The organism is Cellulophaga sp. BC115SP, from assembly GCF_009905545.1.
GTDB classification, from domain to species: domain Bacteria; phylum Bacteroidota; class Bacteroidia; order Cytophagales; family Spirosomataceae; genus Flectobacillus; species Flectobacillus rivi.
Genome location: NZ_JAAALB010000043.1, coordinates 37351 through 53380, shown reverse-complemented (window position 1 = coordinate 53380; position 16030 = coordinate 37351). Strand labels below are relative to the sequence as shown.

The 16030-nt window shown below is 37.4% G+C and carries 13 protein-coding genes; 6 read left to right on the top strand and 7 right to left on the bottom strand.

What is annotated here, in order from left to right; all coding sequences use genetic code 11:
* Positions 1-114 precede the first annotated feature (114 nt).
* The 3 genes from GVN22_RS22160 (at position 115) to GVN22_RS22150 (ending at position 2634) form a co-directional block, all read left to right on the top strand.
* Positions 115-1242, top strand: coding sequence for a helix-turn-helix domain-containing protein (locus GVN22_RS22160; protein ID WP_166553197.1), 1128 nt, complete (start codon positions 115-117; stop codon positions 1240-1242).
* 105 nt (positions 1243-1347) lie between these two features.
* Positions 1348-1911 (top strand): hypothetical protein, encoded by a 564-nt coding sequence (locus GVN22_RS22155; RefSeq protein WP_166553196.1) that lies wholly within the window; start codon positions 1348-1350, stop codon positions 1909-1911.
* Positions 1912-1974: 63 nt separating this feature from the next.
* A complete protein-coding gene (locus GVN22_RS22150) occupies positions 1975-2634 on the top strand; it encodes a hypothetical protein (RefSeq protein WP_166553195.1) in 660 nt (219 codons plus the stop codon).
* A gap of 22 nt (positions 2635-2656) precedes the next feature.
* On the opposite strand, the gene GVN22_RS22145 is transcribed toward GVN22_RS22150, so the two are convergent.
* From GVN22_RS22145 to GVN22_RS22125, 5 genes are all read right to left on the bottom strand, one after another.
* On the bottom strand, positions 2657-3091 hold the full coding sequence (locus GVN22_RS22145) for a hypothetical protein (protein WP_166553194.1): 435 nt from the start codon (positions 3089-3091) through the stop codon (positions 2657-2659).
* A gap of 82 nt (positions 3092-3173) precedes the next feature.
* Entirely contained in the window at positions 3174-4853 is a 1680-nt protein-coding gene (locus GVN22_RS22140; RefSeq protein ID WP_166553193.1) for a hypothetical protein, read from the bottom strand.
* A gap of 36 nt (positions 4854-4889) precedes the next feature.
* Positions 4890-5576 (bottom strand): hypothetical protein, encoded by a 687-nt coding sequence (locus GVN22_RS22135; protein WP_166553192.1) that lies wholly within the window; start codon positions 5574-5576, stop codon positions 4890-4892.
* A 586-nt stretch (positions 5577-6162) separates the two neighbouring features.
* Positions 6163-7809: a hypothetical protein gene (locus GVN22_RS22130; RefSeq protein WP_166553191.1), complete on the bottom strand. Its 1647-nt coding sequence runs from the start codon at positions 7807-7809 to the stop codon at positions 6163-6165.
* 547 nt (positions 7810-8356) lie between these two features.
* Complete coding sequence (locus GVN22_RS22125; protein ID WP_166553190.1) at positions 8357-9514, bottom strand: iron-containing alcohol dehydrogenase; 1158 nt, start codon at positions 9512-9514, stop codon at positions 8357-8359.
* A 622-nt stretch (positions 9515-10136) separates the two neighbouring features.
* On the opposite strand from GVN22_RS22125, the gene GVN22_RS22120 reads away from it, so the two are divergent.
* The gene (locus GVN22_RS22120) at positions 10137-12644 is read left to right on the top strand and encodes a glycoside hydrolase N-terminal domain-containing protein (RefSeq protein ID WP_166553189.1); all 2508 of its coding nucleotides are present in this window, start codon (positions 10137-10139) and stop codon (positions 12642-12644) included.
* 348 nt (positions 12645-12992) lie between these two features.
* On the opposite strand, the gene GVN22_RS22115 is transcribed toward GVN22_RS22120, so the two are convergent.
* Together GVN22_RS22115 and GVN22_RS22110 are read right to left on the bottom strand one after the other, a co-directional pair.
* Positions 12993-14426 carry a TolC family protein gene (locus GVN22_RS22115; RefSeq protein ID WP_166553188.1) on the bottom strand — a complete coding sequence of 478 codons (1434 nt, stop codon included), beginning with the start codon at positions 14424-14426 and terminating at the stop codon, positions 12993-12995.
* A gap of 157 nt (positions 14427-14583) precedes the next feature.
* Positions 14584-15051, bottom strand: a complete 468-nt coding sequence (locus tag GVN22_RS22110; RefSeq protein WP_166553187.1) for a hypothetical protein — start codon at positions 15049-15051, stop codon at positions 14584-14586.
* A 329-nt stretch (positions 15052-15380) separates the two neighbouring features.
* Here GVN22_RS22110 and GVN22_RS22105 point away from each other — a divergent pair, with 329 nt between their 5' ends.
* Both GVN22_RS22105 and GVN22_RS22100 read left to right on the top strand, forming a co-directional pair.
* Positions 15381-15752, top strand: a complete 372-nt coding sequence (locus GVN22_RS22105) for a hypothetical protein (RefSeq protein ID WP_166553186.1) — start codon at positions 15381-15383, stop codon at positions 15750-15752.
* Between the two features lie 58 nt (positions 15753-15810).
* The gene (locus tag GVN22_RS22100) at positions 15811-15999 is read left to right on the top strand and encodes a hypothetical protein (RefSeq protein WP_166553185.1); all 189 of its coding nucleotides are present in this window, start codon (positions 15811-15813) and stop codon (positions 15997-15999) included.
* Positions 16000-16030 lie beyond the last annotated feature (31 nt).

Here is a 16030-nt window from a genome sequence, read left to right as displayed (position 1 = left end):
TGCATTGATGGTACATATTTTTGGAGCATTAGCAACTGCACTATTCCATTATATCTTTTAACCCAATATTCGCATTAATAAATAATACTTTTCTAAATCTCATAGGTAGGTTTTATGAAATTTCTTTCCATTGTTAATTTTACAGCAGCTTTTCAGGGAGTCTTCTTGTGTATAGTCTTATTAGGGCGTAATAGAGCTACCCCCGAAAACAAGGCTTTGGCCTTATTAGTTACTGTAATTTCTTTGAGCCTATTAGGTCCTGTGTTAGGCATGACTGGATATTATCGCGAACTCCCTCATTTGATTCGAATAGGAGACCCTCTAGTGCTATTGTATGGACCGTTTTTATATCGTTATATTAGCCTTCTTACACATAAAGGCAATCCTATATGGTGGCATTATATACCTTTTTGGCTATATCTAGGATCCCTAATTCCTTTTTACTTGCAAAGTGCTGAAGCAAAAATTGCTTTTGGAGAAAAAGTATTTCTGAATAATACACCTTCAGGGTTAGTGATATTTATATTATCACTTCGTACAGTTCATATATTTTTTTACATTGTAGCAAGTCTAAACTTGACGCGAAAATTTCAGCAAACACTTCTGGATAACTATTCAGACTTAAGTCGACTCAATCTCAACAAAGCTAATTTTGTACTTAAGCTTTTTATTTTGGTGTTGATGTTGGCTATTATTGTATTTGTGTCAATGTATTTCTGGCCACTTAATTTTGTCATTATCAATAATTTAATTGGACTAGCATTTGCTATCTTGATTTATGTATTGGCCTATACTGCTTGGAATCGCCCAATTATTGCAGAAGAGCTTGTCGTTAGAGAAGCCTTTGAAAATGGAATCAATAATGTTGAGAAACGGCCACGCAGCACATATAATCTTCAAGCTGAGATAAATGAAAACTTAGCAGTACGCTTGAAGAGTTTATTTGAATCCCAACAGATATATCTGCAAAGTGAGCTTTCTTTGAGTCAGTTAAGTTTAGAACTGGGTGTTCCTGCCTATCAAGTGTCAGAGGTAATTAATCGACAGTACCAAGAAACCTTTTTTGATTTAATTAATCGTTATCGGATTGAGGAAATCAAACGTCGCCTTAATGACGATCAATACAAGCATTTGTCTATTCTAGGTATAGCTATGGATTGTGGATTTAATTCTAAATCTTCATTTAATACAGCTTTTAAGAAATTTACGGGTATGACTCCTTCAGAATACAAGAAAAAGTAGGTTCGACTTTCTAAATCAGAACGTTTTATACTAAAAATCGGACGATTGTGGTGTAATGATGGTGATAATTTTGAGCCATTATCTCACACACAAACGAAAAGTATCATGAAGAAGTTTTGCTTTATTATTTTATTATGGTCTTATCAGCTTTTAGCTCAAGAGACTACCTTCAATACAAATTATAGCATTGAGTTGGATCCCATTGCGTATGTACTTAAGGGGTATTCTTTTCATGGCATTATTCAGCCATCTTCTCATATAAGTTTTGATTTAGGCATTTTTGGTATTGAGGAACCTGAAGGATTTTCAGGCAATGATGGGTTTAAAATTCGACAGAATGGATTTGGTATAAAGGCCAATTACCATTTTGGGGAAGGCACTACTCGTGGATTGTATACAGGTCTGAATATTGGTTATGCCACTGTAGATGCTACTCATAATACTAGTTTGGCAGTTGCGGATGGCAATAATATTACAATTGGCGCTCAAATGGGATATCGCTTTTTCTTTCATAAACCGCAAGAAGGCATTCAAAAGGGGCTATACCTTGTTCCTTGGTTTAGCTACGGCTATGTTGTGCATACGAAAGCAGTAAAGTTTACCAATCTCCAATATGACAATAGTAAATGGCTATTTTTTCCAACGATACATATAGGCTATCGTTTTTAGAGAATTATATTCCAAATAATTGCTCACAATTGTTAATTACAACACCCTCTCATAACAACAAACATGTTTATAGGTCATTTTGCTGTAGGCTTTGGTACAAAGGCCATTCAGCCACGTATATCGCTAGGAGCTTTATTTTTATCGGTTCAGTTTTTGGATTTGCTTTGGCCAACGCTACTACAGCTGGGTCTTGAAAAGGTAGAAATTCGAGCTGGAATCACAGCTTTTAATCCGTTGGACTTTATATATTATCCTATTTCTCACAGCTTAATAATGGCACTTGTGTGGTCTGCTTTGTTAGGAGGCATTGCAATGGTCTTTTATCAAAATCTCATCATTGCTACGACTCTGGGGCTATGTGTGCTGAGTCATTGGGTATTAGACTTGACTGTTCATATTCCTGATTTACCTATTTATTGGAGCAAAAACTCTCCTAAAGTAGGATTAGGTTTATGGAATCACGTTTGGCTTACTATGGCATTAGAGTTTCTGTTATTGGCACTAGGGTTATTTCAATATATCAAGACTTCCACAGCTCAAAATTGGATGGGGATTGTGGGGCTATGGGGGTTGATTGGATTATTAATCTTAATTCAGATAGGTAATGTGTTTGGACCACCCCCACAACATGTTGAAGATATTGCTTGGGGAGCACAACTACAATGGATTTTGATAGTATGGGCTTATTGGGTAGATACTAATCGCCAGAGAGATGTAGTTTAACGGGATATTATCCTAATGGATGTTATTCGTAATTCATCAGAATCGTGTAGGATTGATTTGATAAAGTCGAAATAGTTATGTTTTTGCTTACTTGTTCATAGTGTTTGCCTTTGGCTGTAATGGTAAAACTAATAGGATGCTGAACACTTGGCTTGGCATTTGGTGAAAGTACCAACGATAGCAAGTTTCCAACAATTTTATGATTTTTACTTTCCAGATCACTCAGGACTAGATTTCTGTCTGGACCAGAAATAGAAATGGTTAGATTTTTAGGAAACATAATATTAGGTTGATCTTCATCCACAAACTCAATGAGGATTGGGGGATGAGAGTTACTCATATTATTGGGAAATCGAATATCATTGAAGGGGTTAATATTTTGACAACTTAAAAATAAAAGAGGAATCACTAATAGTAATAAACCGCCACAGGTTACAGAAGCGATAGTCTTTTTCATAGGTTATGATTTAAATTAGTGGAAAGCGAAATCAACGACATCAAGGAATAAATGTATTCCTTGATGTCGTTTTTGTATCTATTTACTGACAATTATTGAGTGGATAAATAATTGTTGCGTTTACTTCCCCTGTTTTTACGTCAATTGGGAAAGAACCATTCAGACCTGTTGATGAAATGATGGTAGCGCTATCGCCATTGATGGTAACTTCACCAGCGAAGTCAATTCCATTGTAAGTAGCTGTTAAGGTATATTTTACCCCTTTCTTCATACCAATGATGGCTTTTCCTTCAACAACACTTACGAGTTGTTCTGCATTGGTATCATCTACAAGTTTTAACCAAACTGTAGGTTTGACACTGATATTTTTACTAATACAAGCCGCTGTAAAGTCAAGATTTACTTTTACTGCGTCTGATTCGGTATCAGTAGTTTGGGGCGCCTCGTTAACTTTTACCTCTACATATACTACTGTATTATTACAAGCCTTAAATGTCTGAGAGCCACCTTTCGAAGTAGTATTTGGAGAGGAACTAACAGGCTTAACGACAATACGCCCAGTATAGCCACTAGGTACTCGTTTTACTTTAATTGTATAGGTTGCACCTTTAGATACCTTAAATGAGGAGAATGTCTTACTGAACTTTGCTTTTCCGCTTTTAGAGTAGGTAACTTGAGCACTAAATTTGGAGGAGGCATAGCTAACGTTGGACTCTACTTTTATTTTGATGGTTTTGGAACCACAAGTTTTTCCTTTATAGTTTTTAGCAACTGTCCATACTGACAAATGGGATACTTTAAAGTTGGCAATCAAATTTCCGTTGGCGTCTTTGGCAATAGTGGCAACTCCTTCTTCTGTCCATTCATCCTTAGCTTTATCATAACTCCATACAGGAATTTGGTCGCCTACTTTCATTGGGGCTTCTGTTTCTGGATCCTCATAGTTTGGATTAAGCGATAATGTTACATCCAATGGCGTTGAGAAACTTTTAACATTTTTGCCACCAGCAGTCATTTCAATGTCCAAAAAGCCTGCTGATAGAAACGTCCCAAAATCGGTTGTTCCATCTTTATACTTAATGACATTCCCTTCTCCTTCGTTTGGTAGGCTATTGGCTGCTTCTTCTGTACCTGTTCCGTATTGCACAATTGTACTCGAAACGTTAGTAGTATTGATTACCAAACCGTTTTCATCTTTTACTTGCGTACCCGGCGCGATAGCAATTTTAGCTACTTCTGGTTTTGAGGAGGTTGCAGGAACTGTAATAGTTTCGCCAATGGCTAATAAGGTTGTTTTTGAAACAGCTCCAACACCATCGGGTAACGCATTGAGGTTTGTTAGTGCTACTCTATAGGTAGAGCTTTCTAAATCGGTTACTACTACACTGTAGTTGGTAGATACGTAGTTTGGTCCTTTGACAGAAACTGTAAATTCTACAGGAGCGCTCTCAGTTGGGTTGGCATTTTGTCCTAATACTACAGAAAGCAAATTGCCTGCTACCTTAAAATCTTTTCCTCCAAGATCTGTAAAAACAAGGTCTTTGCCAGGCCCTGAAATTGTTACGGTTAAATCTTTGGGTAAAGTTTTACTGTTAGGGTTTGCATCTACAAACTCAATCAGAATCGGAGATTTATAGACGTTATTGTTTACTGTAAGCTCGACACCTTCAAGTGGATTAATTTGTTGACAACCGAAAGTAAGAGCTAGTCCTAGCGAAAGCAGTACCGCAGGACGGAATATAGAAGTAAATATTTTTTTCATCTGAATTTAAAAGAAGATTGATTAAAGAAGGAAAATTTAGTCCAGTCTGATGGCTAATCTCAGATTGACAACTGGCCAGTATTTCCAGTCTTTCATGTTTTCTTGAACTTTGGCTTGTTGTTCGCTCATACTGCTCAATCTTTTGTCACCTGTTAAGGTTATTTTAGGTGTTTGTGTATAGTAAGAGCCTACTTCAAAGCCAAAACCAACTCTTCTTTTAGGAATAGTACGTCCAAAGCCAATACCTGCAAAAGGCGCATATTGTTTGCCATAATCAACGGTAAACTGCACGTTACCTACCTCTTCAGGTGTAAACGTTGTACTGCCAAATTTGTAAGTGCCCGTTGGTGTTACAACGAAAGCAATTTGTCCTTTATCGAAATACGAAGCGCCTCCAATCAATTTGAAACTACTTCTCTTGAATGGATGATATTCAAAAGAAAGACTAGCGATGGATACATTGGCATCACCTCCCAATTTTACTTCTTCGCCAGAGGTCTTAGCGGTAGTGTTGGTGTTGTATTTGAAATAACTATATCCCAAACGTGCAGTGATTTTGGGACTGATGGCATAGCCAACGTCTATACCAGGGGTAGTGCCAAGATTTAAACTAAGACCTAATTTATGAGAGGTGCCGCTTAGCGATTGAGCTTTTGTTACACTACTGTAACTAATAAGACATACATAAAGAAGGAATAAACTAAAAGTAGTTTTTTGTTGCATAAGTTTTTAACTGAATTTTAGAATACATACATAATAATTAAAGTATTTATGGGGGTGTATATAGGAGGTATTACGAGAAAAGGATTCAGATTTTTACACTAATCTTGAGAACATGGAAGTGTCAAATTAAGCAAGTGTAATGAAGGTGTTGATTATTAGCCAATCCATGAAGTATGGTTTATAGCAATTAGGCTTTAGGCACAAAGTGAGCGTTTGTTGAATAACAACTAATGACTCTTTCGTTATAAAACGCTTTGTGCCATTGCCCTCAAGGTAGAGGTTGTACCATAAATTTGTTCGTGTAATCCTATATTATAAAAAGAGTGTTAGCGATAAGTAATCAGCTATAATAAAAATCTTAATCAATGTTTTACTTGGGTTCAGGTTCAAGACTTGAATAGAGTGGTTTGTATTTAGAAAACAATTGTTTTGTACCCATAAGTATAAACCAATCTTGTCGTACTAAAGCCTAACAGGATTGGTACGACAAAGATGATAAGGAAGATTGGGAAACCTCAAAAAATGGGCATGACAAAAAGTTGACAATATGACAACTTTGTCAAAAACAGAGGCTTATAGAAATGTTTTAACTTTTATCTAATGTTTTTTTTCTTAAACGTAAACGAGTCTGGTGAATGGTATTTTTATTTACACCAATCATATTGGCCATTTCTTGTGTGCTCAAATCTAGCTTTTCGAGCATCATCAAGCGAAGTTCGGCATTGGTGAGGTCAGGGTATTTTTCTTTGGCAGACTGCATATAACCTGGATGTACTTTCTCAAACATACGCTTGAAGTTAGTCCAGCCTTCGTCAGTAAGAATGGTAGATGAAATAAGTTTTTCGAAATGCTCAAGTTGGTTATCGGAGGCATTTAGTTTTTCATTTTCTTGGCGGAGGGTTTCGATTAACTCCGACATATTACGAAAGTGTTTGGTTTGCCATGCAAGTTCGTTTTGGGCTGCTTCTAATTCACTTTCTTGCTCGCGATGTTTATGTCGCAAACGTTGATGGTTGACATATACCAACCCTAGCACCAGTAGCAGAATCAAAATAATGGCGTTGCGCAAATACTTCTGTAATTGCTTTTCACTCTCGATGGCTTTTACATGGTTGGCGTACTTTTCTACTTCATACCGCAATTGCATTTGTGATAATTTTTGAGCATCATTTCGGCGATTGAGACTATCTTGAAGCATTTGTGCCAAATGTGTATATCGTAAAGCCTCCGCATAACTGCCTACTTTTTCGTAGTATTCCGAAGAATATTTATAGAGTCGAAGCGGCTTGAAATAGTCAAGTTTTCCATCAGGCTCTAATGAGGTTTTGATATTATTGGCAAGCTTTAGAAGTGGAGCCACTTCATTGATTTTTTTTAGCTTTAATTTTACAGGAATCAATACCATCAAGGCGTCAAATTCAGCTTGTTTTGAGACAACTGCATCCAACGAAAGGCGAGACTTGATTAGCTGAAATCCCTTACTGGCGTAAACTTCTCCTTCTTTGATTTTCCCTTGGTCTAGTAATAACGAAGCTATGTCGATAGAAGCAAAATTTAGCCAAAATTCACTCCAATATTTGTGTTCGGGTATATCTGAGTGGAAGTTTTGATGAAAAGCTAAAATCCTTTTTGCATAAATCATCGATTTGTTGTACTCCTTTTTATTTTTCCAATAGGTTTGTAAATAACTTAATACCTGCGTATAATGAAAGCCTCCCTCTATAGTAGGCTCGATATATCGTTCGGCAATCCGTAGGTATAAATAGGCTTTGTCAAAATCACCCAAATCCCAAAGACATTTACTAAAGTCAAATAGGATAGAGGCAATGTTATAGTCTCGACACTTTTCAAATCCAAGTTCTTGTAGTTGTTCCAATGAGGGTTGTATATCTACATAATATTGTTCGCTCGAAATCCTCTGACCCAAATACAAACTATTAGTTAATGAAGCAGCGGCAATCAATGCTTCAATATCATAACCTTGCTGGCTAGCAATTCTTTGCATTTCTTCAAATTCTCCGGAGATACTCGTTGGTTTTCCTTTGGGAAACTTAAAACCAACATTGGTTCCAATTAATGCAAGGTAGTAACTGAGTGCTATTTGGGTATGATAATCCTTTTTGAAGTCAGCAACTTCAACCATTTGTGCCAGTAGTGAAGATAATTGATTTACATTGGCAACTTTCCAAAATGGATAATCATGCACATAGCGATAGCGCTGTGCTGCACTCATTTCCATAAATTGGTTTTTGTTGAATACAGGTTGGGCAAGACAAAGGTTTCCTAAACAGCATACAAAAAGGATTGTCGCAGTAAGGTATATATTTTTTTTTAGTGGTATGGGAAAAAGAAAGAGGCTTTTCATTCTAGAAATTGTTCTCAAAAGCAAGTGTGCAAGAACAAAGATAAGCTAGCTTTTTTGAATTGAGAATGATGAGCTATGAATTAATGAAAGAATCAATTCTATTTCGGATTTCTGATTGGAGAGTAAGTATGAGTGATGAATTGTGAATGATGAATTGTGAATGGACGAGGGATTATATTTTGTTTAAAAGAGTTCTTATAATTAGTGTTTTGTGATGTAGTAGCAACTCTTGCAGTTACCATTTTGAAGGCGGCAACCGCAAGGGTGCCACTACATCTGTTTTATTTTAAAGACAACACTAAGCCTTCGTACAGCACTAATACTTAAGCCCCTTTTTCCGAAATCAGAAATCCCACATCCGCAATGGTTTGAAAGTCCTAATTCATCATTCACAATTCATCACTCAAATTTGTTCCTAGTAGCTCATTTCTACAATTTCTTTTACAACTTCTGGAGTAATATCACGGCGTTCGCCAAGTCCTTTCCAGCCTCTTTCAGTAAAACGCTTTTCGATAAACTCGCCAGTATGAGCATAGTCGCTAGTGTATTCTGACAAACGTGTTTTTACACCTAGCTCATGCAACCAAGCAACAGTACGTTCGATAGCAGCATGGGCTTTTTCTTCGGTAGTACCTTCAGTAATATTCCACACTCGCTCACCGTATTGCGCCAGTTTTTCTTTTTTGTTGTCAAAACGATTGCGATATAAGTTCGGGAAAATAATAGCCAGTGTCATGGCATGGTCGATATTGTACAAAGCTGTAAGTTCGTGACCAATCATGTGCGTAGCCCAGTCGGTTGGCACACCTTTTTGAATCAAGCCATTAAGTGCCATTGTACAGCTCCACATAAAGTTGGCAGCCGCTTCATAATTGCTAGGATCAGCCAAAATCTTTGGCGCAACTTCAATCAAAGTCTGTAAAATACTTTCAGCAAAACGGTCTTGAAGCCAAGCATTGGCAGGGTAAGTCATATATTGCTCCAATACGTGAGTATAGGCATCAACAATACCATTGCGCAACTGGCGTTCAGGAATACTTTTGATTACTTCAGGGTCGAGAACAGAGAATTTTGGGAATAAGCCAGGTCCACCCATACTTAATTTTTCTTGCGTTGCTACTCTTGTAACCACAGCTCCTGAGTTCATTTCAGAACCTGTAGCAGGCAACGTCAACACAGTACCAAATGGCATTGCTTTTGTTGTACGGATAGATTTTGCTAAAATATCCCAAGGTTCACCTTCAAAGTCTACAGCTGCTACGATAAACTTCGTTCCATCAATCACCGAACCTCCACCTACTGCTAATACATAATCAAGCTTTTGGGTACGAATGATTTCTACAGCTTTCATCAGCGTTTCGTAAGTAGGGTTGGGTTCAATACCGCTAAATTCTACGATCTCATGATTTTTTAATGCTTCAATTACTTGGTCATAAACGCCATTAGTTTTGATGCTGCCGCCTCCGTAAGTCATCAAGATACGTGCATTAGTAGGGATTTCTTTGGTAATGTTGGCTATTTGTCCTTTTCCAAAAAGAATTTTGGTAGGATTTTGCAATTCAAAGTTTAACATGTTTGGTTTTTGTTTAAAAAAATGAAAACGTAATCCTTCAGGCTGTAAATGGTTGAAAATGTTTATGACCTAAAGCTTTTAAGAAAAACACCTTACCCCTTACAAAAGTTTCTGTGGAGGACAGCCTTTGAGTAGTTTTAGGAGGCTTCCCCTTTTGTTATCAATGTTTTAAAGACGATTATTTAAGTAATAAGTGATCATGCAGGATAAGATTTAAGTTATTTGTTGAGGCACAAGGCAACAGGCAAAAGGCAAAGAGTAAAGAGTGTTAAAATGTTTTTAATATCCAAAGTCCACCGCCCAAAGCTGTTATCTGAAAGCCTAAAGCACACAACTTAAATCAAATTTGGTGCTTCTACTCAATGTAAATTTTACATTCACAATTTACAACTAGTAGTGTACGAAGAATTATAAAACCATTTATTTCGGATATCGGATGTTGGATTTCGGAACTGTAACCTTCTGTATTTTTTTTAAAACAAAGATGATTTTCTTTATTTCCGAAATCAGAAATCCCAAATCCGCAATAGTTGGAAATCCTTCGTACGGTACTAATTCACAACTCACAATTCAGCACTAATACTTCCTACTGGTAATCAAACTATCTAAACTCAATTCTTTCATGAAACAACTTTTTTTATGGGCTTGTGCTTCGCTTATAGGTCTGCAGTCTTTTGCGCAGACCGATAAACTTTGGTACGATTCACCAGCCAAAGCATGGGTCGAAGCCCTTCCTATTGGTAATGGTCATTTGGGTGCTATGGTTTTTGGTCGTACTGGCAAAGAACTCATCCAGCTTAACCATACCGATTTTTGGTCGGGTGCTCCCAAAGATTGGAACAATCACAATGCTGCCCAGTACTTCCCTGAAGTAAAGGCATTGATGAAACAAAAGAAATACGCCGAAGCAGAGGAGCTTTCTAAAAAACTCCAAGGCGCATTTACACAGTCGTATCAGCCTCTTGCCGATCTTACGATGACATTTTCGGATACTACTCAAATTGGAGAGTATTACCGTGATTTGGATTTGAATACTTCTACCACTCATGTTCGCTATAACACACCTAAGGCTACTTATGAGCGTGAACTATTAGTTAGCTTCCCTGATAAAGCAATGGCTATGCGTTTGACAGCTAAAGGTGGTCGTAGTTTAGGTTTTACGATTGGAGCGTCGTCTTTGATGAAAAATAAGGTTTGGATTGATGGCAATATCTTAAAAATCAGATTGAAAGCACCTAAACATGTAGAACCCAATTACAGAGGAGGTTTTAAGCCAGAAGAAGCCGTTCAATATGACGATTGGAATGGCGAAGGGATGGAAGCGGAGGTTTGGGTACAAATCAAATCTGCAACAGGTAAAGTAAGTGTCAAAGACAATCAGCTAGTATTAGAGAATGCTTCAGAGGCAGAAGTGTACGTAGTAGCAGCGACAAGCTATAACGGACGTTTCAAATCGCCAGGTTTAGAGGGTTTAGAGCCCTCAAAGCAAGCTGGAGAATGGATGCGTTTGGCATCGGGGCGTTCTTATGAAAGTATTCGTAAAATGCACTACCAAGATTATCACGCACTGTATGGTCGTGTAGATTTGGCATTGGAAAGCAAAGGCACGGCTAATATTCCTACCGATAAGCGAATTGTTAATTATGCCAAAGATGCTGACCCACAAATGGTAGCTTTGTTGTTTAACTATGGTCGCTATTTGTTGATTTCTTCGTCGCGCCATGGTGGTCAGGCTGCAAACCTTCAGGGTATTTGGAATAATATGGTACGTCCACCTTGGAGTTCTAACTATACGACCAATATCAACGTGCAAATGAATTACTGGCCTGCCGAAATGTGTAACCTTTCGCCATTGACAGAACCATTGATGAATTTGATTAAAGATTTATCCGTAAATGGTAAAAAAACGGCAGAACTACACTACAATCTCAAAGGCTGGGTAGCGCACCATAATACTGATATTTGGGGCTTGACTTCTCCTGTTGGTGATTTTGGTACAGGCGACCCTGTTTGGGCCAACTGGCAAATGGGTGCTGCATGGTTGTGTAGTCATGTATATGAGCATTATTTGTACACAGGTAACAAGCAGTTTTTACAGGAGTTTTATCCAGTTATGAAAGGCGCAACAGAATTTGTAATTGGTTTCTTGGATAAAAACGATGCGGGTTACTATGAGTTAGCTTTTGGGGTATCTCCCGAAAATCAATATAAGTATCAAGGAAAAAACTTAGCAATTTCGGCAGGAACAGCTATGGACTTAGCCTTGACTCGTGAGTTATTGAACAACTGTTATCAAGCCGCCAAAGCATTGAATCAAGACCCTGCTTTTGTGAAGCAATTGGAAGAGTTATTACCGAAACTTCAACCTTTCAGAATCAATGCTAAAGGGAACTTAATGGAATGGTCAGAGGATTTTGAAGAAACAGATGTACATCACCGTCACTCTTCACATTTGTATGCTTTGCACCCAAGTAACCAAGTAAACCCTTGGACTTCCCCTGAATTGTATAAAGCTGTGAAAAATTCCTTATTACGTCGTGGCGATGAAGGTACAGGTTGGGCAATGGGCTGGAAAGTAAACTTCTGGGCAAGATTATTGGATGGCGACCATGCAATGATTATCCTCAAAAACCTTTTGAGTCCTATTGGTTTTGAAGGATATGACTATCACAAAGGAGGTGTATATCGTAACTTGTTTGATGCTCACCCGCCATTTCAGATTGATGGAAACTTCGGTGCTACCTCTGGTATTGCCGAAATGTTGTTACAATCACACTCTGGCGCAGTACACCTATTGCCAGCTTTGCCGAGTACTTGGCAAAAAGGACAAGTAAAAGGATTGGTAGCTCGTGGAGGATTTGAGGTGGATATGACTTGGGAAAATGGCAAACTCAAAAATGCTACTATCTTATCCAAATTGGGAGGCACTTGCCGTATTCGTTCTGAAGTACCTTTGAAAATCAAAGGGGCAAAACTAGCAAAAGGAACAGTATCAAATCCGCTTTTAAAGTGTATTGATGGCGCCAAACCTGTTTCGGTAGTTGGACAACCTTTGGCAACAGAAACAACTAAAAAGTACTACGAATATGATGTAGTAACTAAAAAAGGCGAAAAAATCGTTTGTCAATAGCAGAGATAAAGGATTAGTCTACTATTTCATCTGTAGAGACGCAATATTTTGTCTCTAGAGATATATCCTTTTAAAATTTAGTAACAAAAAAGGCAGACGAAATTAGTTTTTCGTCTGCCTTTTTTGTTACTGGTGAATAAATTCACCCGCTAAGTGAAATTAAATCTCTTATTTTGGCAGTGTAACCTATTTTTTAAAATTCTATTTTGAGGGGAATATTTCAATATTTCTGCAATCAGAAGTCCCAAATCCGCAATAGTCTGAAATCGGATGCAAGGTGTTAATTCACAGATAGTCATTTAGCTCAAAATAATCACTCATTTACTCAACCACAAATCACTCAATAACTCACAAATCTTCCATATTGCCAGTGCTATAATATTGATAGATTTTCTTTTTCAAAAGCCAATCGTATTTGGCTATTTCTGCATTTTGTTGAATCGTAAAAAAGCTATTTTTAACCGATTCAAAATCCTTTATTTTCACTTCTCCTCGTTGTACTTTCTGTAAGGTGGTATTAAAATACACCTGCCAGACTTGTAACGTTTTTTGTGCTGCCTGATATTGTAAAATAGCTGCCTCCAGATTATTAGTTGATAAGAGCGCTTCTTTGTAAATCTCAGCTCGTGCCGAAAGCATCGAAATATGTGCATTTTCGATATTAATGGCGGCTTGTTGTTGCTGGTATTTTCGAAGCCCACCTGTTATAATAGGCAAATTGATTTGAAAACCCACATACGCACTGGCTAACTGTTTCCATTGCGAAACCAAAGACGTGGTCTTGTAACTGTATGCGTAGTTTGGGGAAAGTGCCAGACGTAATTGCCCTTGCGAATACACAGGAATGGTATCGGTGCGAACCAAATAAGCTTGGTCTACTTCACGAAAAAGGCTCGAAAAGGGCAAAGATACTCCTGCCGCCAGCGAGATTGTAGGATAGGCGCTGGCTTTTACAGCATCGAATTGCAAAGCCACTAATTTTTGGTTGAGTTGTGTTATTTTGGTTGATGGATGCCAGTATGCCATTTTGTAAAATAAGTCATACTCTCCCTTTTTTTGCCCGATAGGTCTATCTATGGTAAATGTTTCGTCTTTTATTTCTGCAATTTCAATGCCCAAAGGATCGGGCAATGCCAAAAGTGTACCAAGGTTAATTTGAGCTGTTTTCAACTCATTTTTATATTTTGTCAACGTAAACTCATCGTTGGCTACTTGTGCTTGCCATTCCAAAACGCTGTAGGCTGTGTCAGGGTTTGTGGTATTAGCTTTTTGGAAAATGGCTAGTTGCTCACCCGAAATACTGAGCTGACGTTCGGCACTTTTGACATAAACTTGTTGTAATAATATCTGAAAATAGGCCTGTGTGATTTGTATGGCTATGGCAACAGTATTTTTTTGTTCTTGAAGGCTCGCTATCTCTTGTTCAACGATACTTTGTTGATGGGAGTTTTTTTTACGACCACCTGCCCACAATACTTGGTTCATATTTACGCCCATAATATTGTTGATAAAACCATTGGTCGCATATTGATAGGTTGTGGGGTCAAGCGAACGTCCCATTGCCAACGTCGGACTTACCGAAAACTGAACGGTAGGATAGAGGTCGGTTTTGGTATAAATAGTTTTTTCTAATGCCAACTCTTGGTTCAGACGAGTTTGCTTTATATGAAGATTATTGTTTTGAGCATGTTGGATACATTGATGAAGATTCCAAACCTTTTGCGCTCGGACAGGCATCAGACTTATCGCTAAACAAGTCATGATGAAGAAAAAAGTTTTCATAGGTCAACCAAAATACTGGTGGTTGTTGATGGTTTAATAAAAAAGCCACTGACTCAGCACGTATGCCTATCAGTGGCTTCAGCTATCCAATTGATTTTTACGGGTTAAGGAGTTATAATGGCGGGTAAAATATTTACAAATAACTCCTTGAAAAAAATTATTTATTAATAATCACACCAACTGATGGTGTAATGCCAACGTTTGCCAAACCTCCTGTTACTGTTGTAGGAGCTGTTGCCGAAATGTATTTCGCACCACTAGTATTGTTTAATAAATTCGTCACAACAGTTGTATTGTTATTTACATTGTTTCCTAGTACTTGTGTATTGCTAACGTTAAGATTAGCTACTGTAGGGTTATTTGACAATGTGTTTACCACTGCAAATGTATTCAAACGTGCTACGTTACTTGTTGCGGTATTAACTAAACCGCTTGTACCTGAAACAACTGTAAGACCTCCGTTTGATGGGCTTGTAAGATTTGCAACATTAGATGTTGCTACAGGAGCATTAAGATTGCCAACAACTGGATTTAATACGCCATTAAGAGTTCCTGTAAGTGCTTGTGCATGAGATGCTACAACAGAACCAAATACTAGTGCGGATAAAATAAAGAGCTTTTTCATAATAAAAAATGAGTTTTTGTAAATGTGGAATATATGGATTTAGGACAGCTCAACGTAAAATAGAGACAATACAAAGGAACCCATGCCAATGAAGGCATGCTGTCGTTTTTTCTTATTGTCTCACAAATGTTGGAATTCAAAAAAATATACGGGACAGATTGAAGATTGGATTGCTAGGATTGATATTTTTTTGAAAATATATTTTTCTATGCTATTGATTCTGTGGATTATATCAAAAAAATAAGCGTTTTTAGAAGAATAGGCTTAAATTAGCCGAAGATAATTCAGATTCCCCCAAAACTTTTCTACATAAATAACAATTACTCAAAATGAAAAACCTATTAATCTATTCCCTATGTTTGATGGTCAGCTTGCTTAGCGCGTGTCAATCTGACGAATCAACTCCTCCTGTAGACCGAAGTAATGGTATAAATACGGCCCAACAGTTAGACAGATTTACCAAAGACTTATCCATTGTCGATTCCATTATTATCTATAACAACAAAAACTCTAGTATTTTGAAATTAGGTAAAGCCAAACCTGTGTTTTACGAATACTATATGCTAGTCAATGGCCAAGAAATAGATCTGACTTATGCCCTTGTTACATCTTTTGGTCCAAAATATGTGGGAGACTTTCGATATACGGAAGTAGTCATTTATATCAAAGAACCTATTCCATATACTCCAATTAGAAGGTAAATAGAAGTTTTCTATCATTACGGATTAAAGGATTATTTTAAACCAAATCATAACTGTTATGAATACTACACTGAAAAATACCCTGCTTTTCTTTTCGTTATTAGGTTCAATCGTCTCGATTGGTGTATTGCTACTTTTTGCTCATGATTTTACACAAATGCAAATAGTTGGACTTTGTGTAACAGCGTTAGTTTTTATATTGAATTCGGTGAGCTTTTTAACAAGAAAAAGAGAAGGAAATCGATAATAAAAATTGGCAATAGGGGAGAACGCTATTA

Excerpts from the sequence above, each read along its gene's own strand:
- GVN22_RS22155 (WP_166553196.1), top strand. The coding sequence starts at position 1,348 with ATGAAGAAGTTTTGCTTTATTATTTTATTATGGTCTTATCAGCTTTTA.
- GVN22_RS22150 (WP_166553195.1), top strand. The coding sequence starts at position 1,975 with ATGTTTATAGGTCATTTTGCTGTAGGCTTTGGTACAAAGGCCATTCAG.
- GVN22_RS22100 (WP_166553185.1), top strand. The coding sequence starts at position 15,811 with ATGAATACTACACTGAAAAATACCCTGCTTTTCTTTTCGTTATTAGGT.
- GVN22_RS22105 (WP_166553186.1), top strand. The coding sequence starts at position 15,381 with ATGAAAAACCTATTAATCTATTCCCTATGTTTGATGGTCAGCTTGCTT.
- GVN22_RS22125 (WP_166553190.1), bottom strand. The coding sequence starts at position 9,514 with ATGTTAAACTTTGAATTGCAAAATCCTACCAAAATTCTTTTTGGAAAA.
- GVN22_RS22140 (WP_166553193.1), bottom strand. The coding sequence starts at position 4,853 with ATGAAAAAAATATTTACTTCTATATTCCGTCCTGCGGTACTGCTTTCG.
- GVN22_RS22135 (WP_166553192.1), bottom strand. The coding sequence starts at position 5,576 with ATGCAACAAAAAACTACTTTTAGTTTATTCCTTCTTTATGTATGTCTT.
- GVN22_RS22110 (WP_166553187.1), bottom strand. The coding sequence starts at position 15,051 with ATGAAAAAGCTCTTTATTTTATCCGCACTAGTATTTGGTTCTGTTGTA.
- GVN22_RS22160 (WP_166553197.1), top strand. The coding sequence starts at position 115 with ATGAAATTTCTTTCCATTGTTAATTTTACAGCAGCTTTTCAGGGAGTC.
- GVN22_RS22145 (WP_166553194.1), bottom strand. The coding sequence starts at position 3,091 with ATGAAAAAGACTATCGCTTCTGTAACCTGTGGCGGTTTATTACTATTA.
- GVN22_RS22120 (WP_166553189.1), top strand. The coding sequence starts at position 10,137 with ATGAAACAACTTTTTTTATGGGCTTGTGCTTCGCTTATAGGTCTGCAG.
- GVN22_RS22115 (WP_166553188.1), bottom strand. The coding sequence starts at position 14,426 with ATGAAAACTTTTTTCTTCATCATGACTTGTTTAGCGATAAGTCTGATG.
- GVN22_RS22130 (WP_166553191.1), bottom strand. The coding sequence starts at position 7,809 with ATGAGTGCAGCACAGCGCTATCGCTATGTGCATGATTATCCATTTTGG.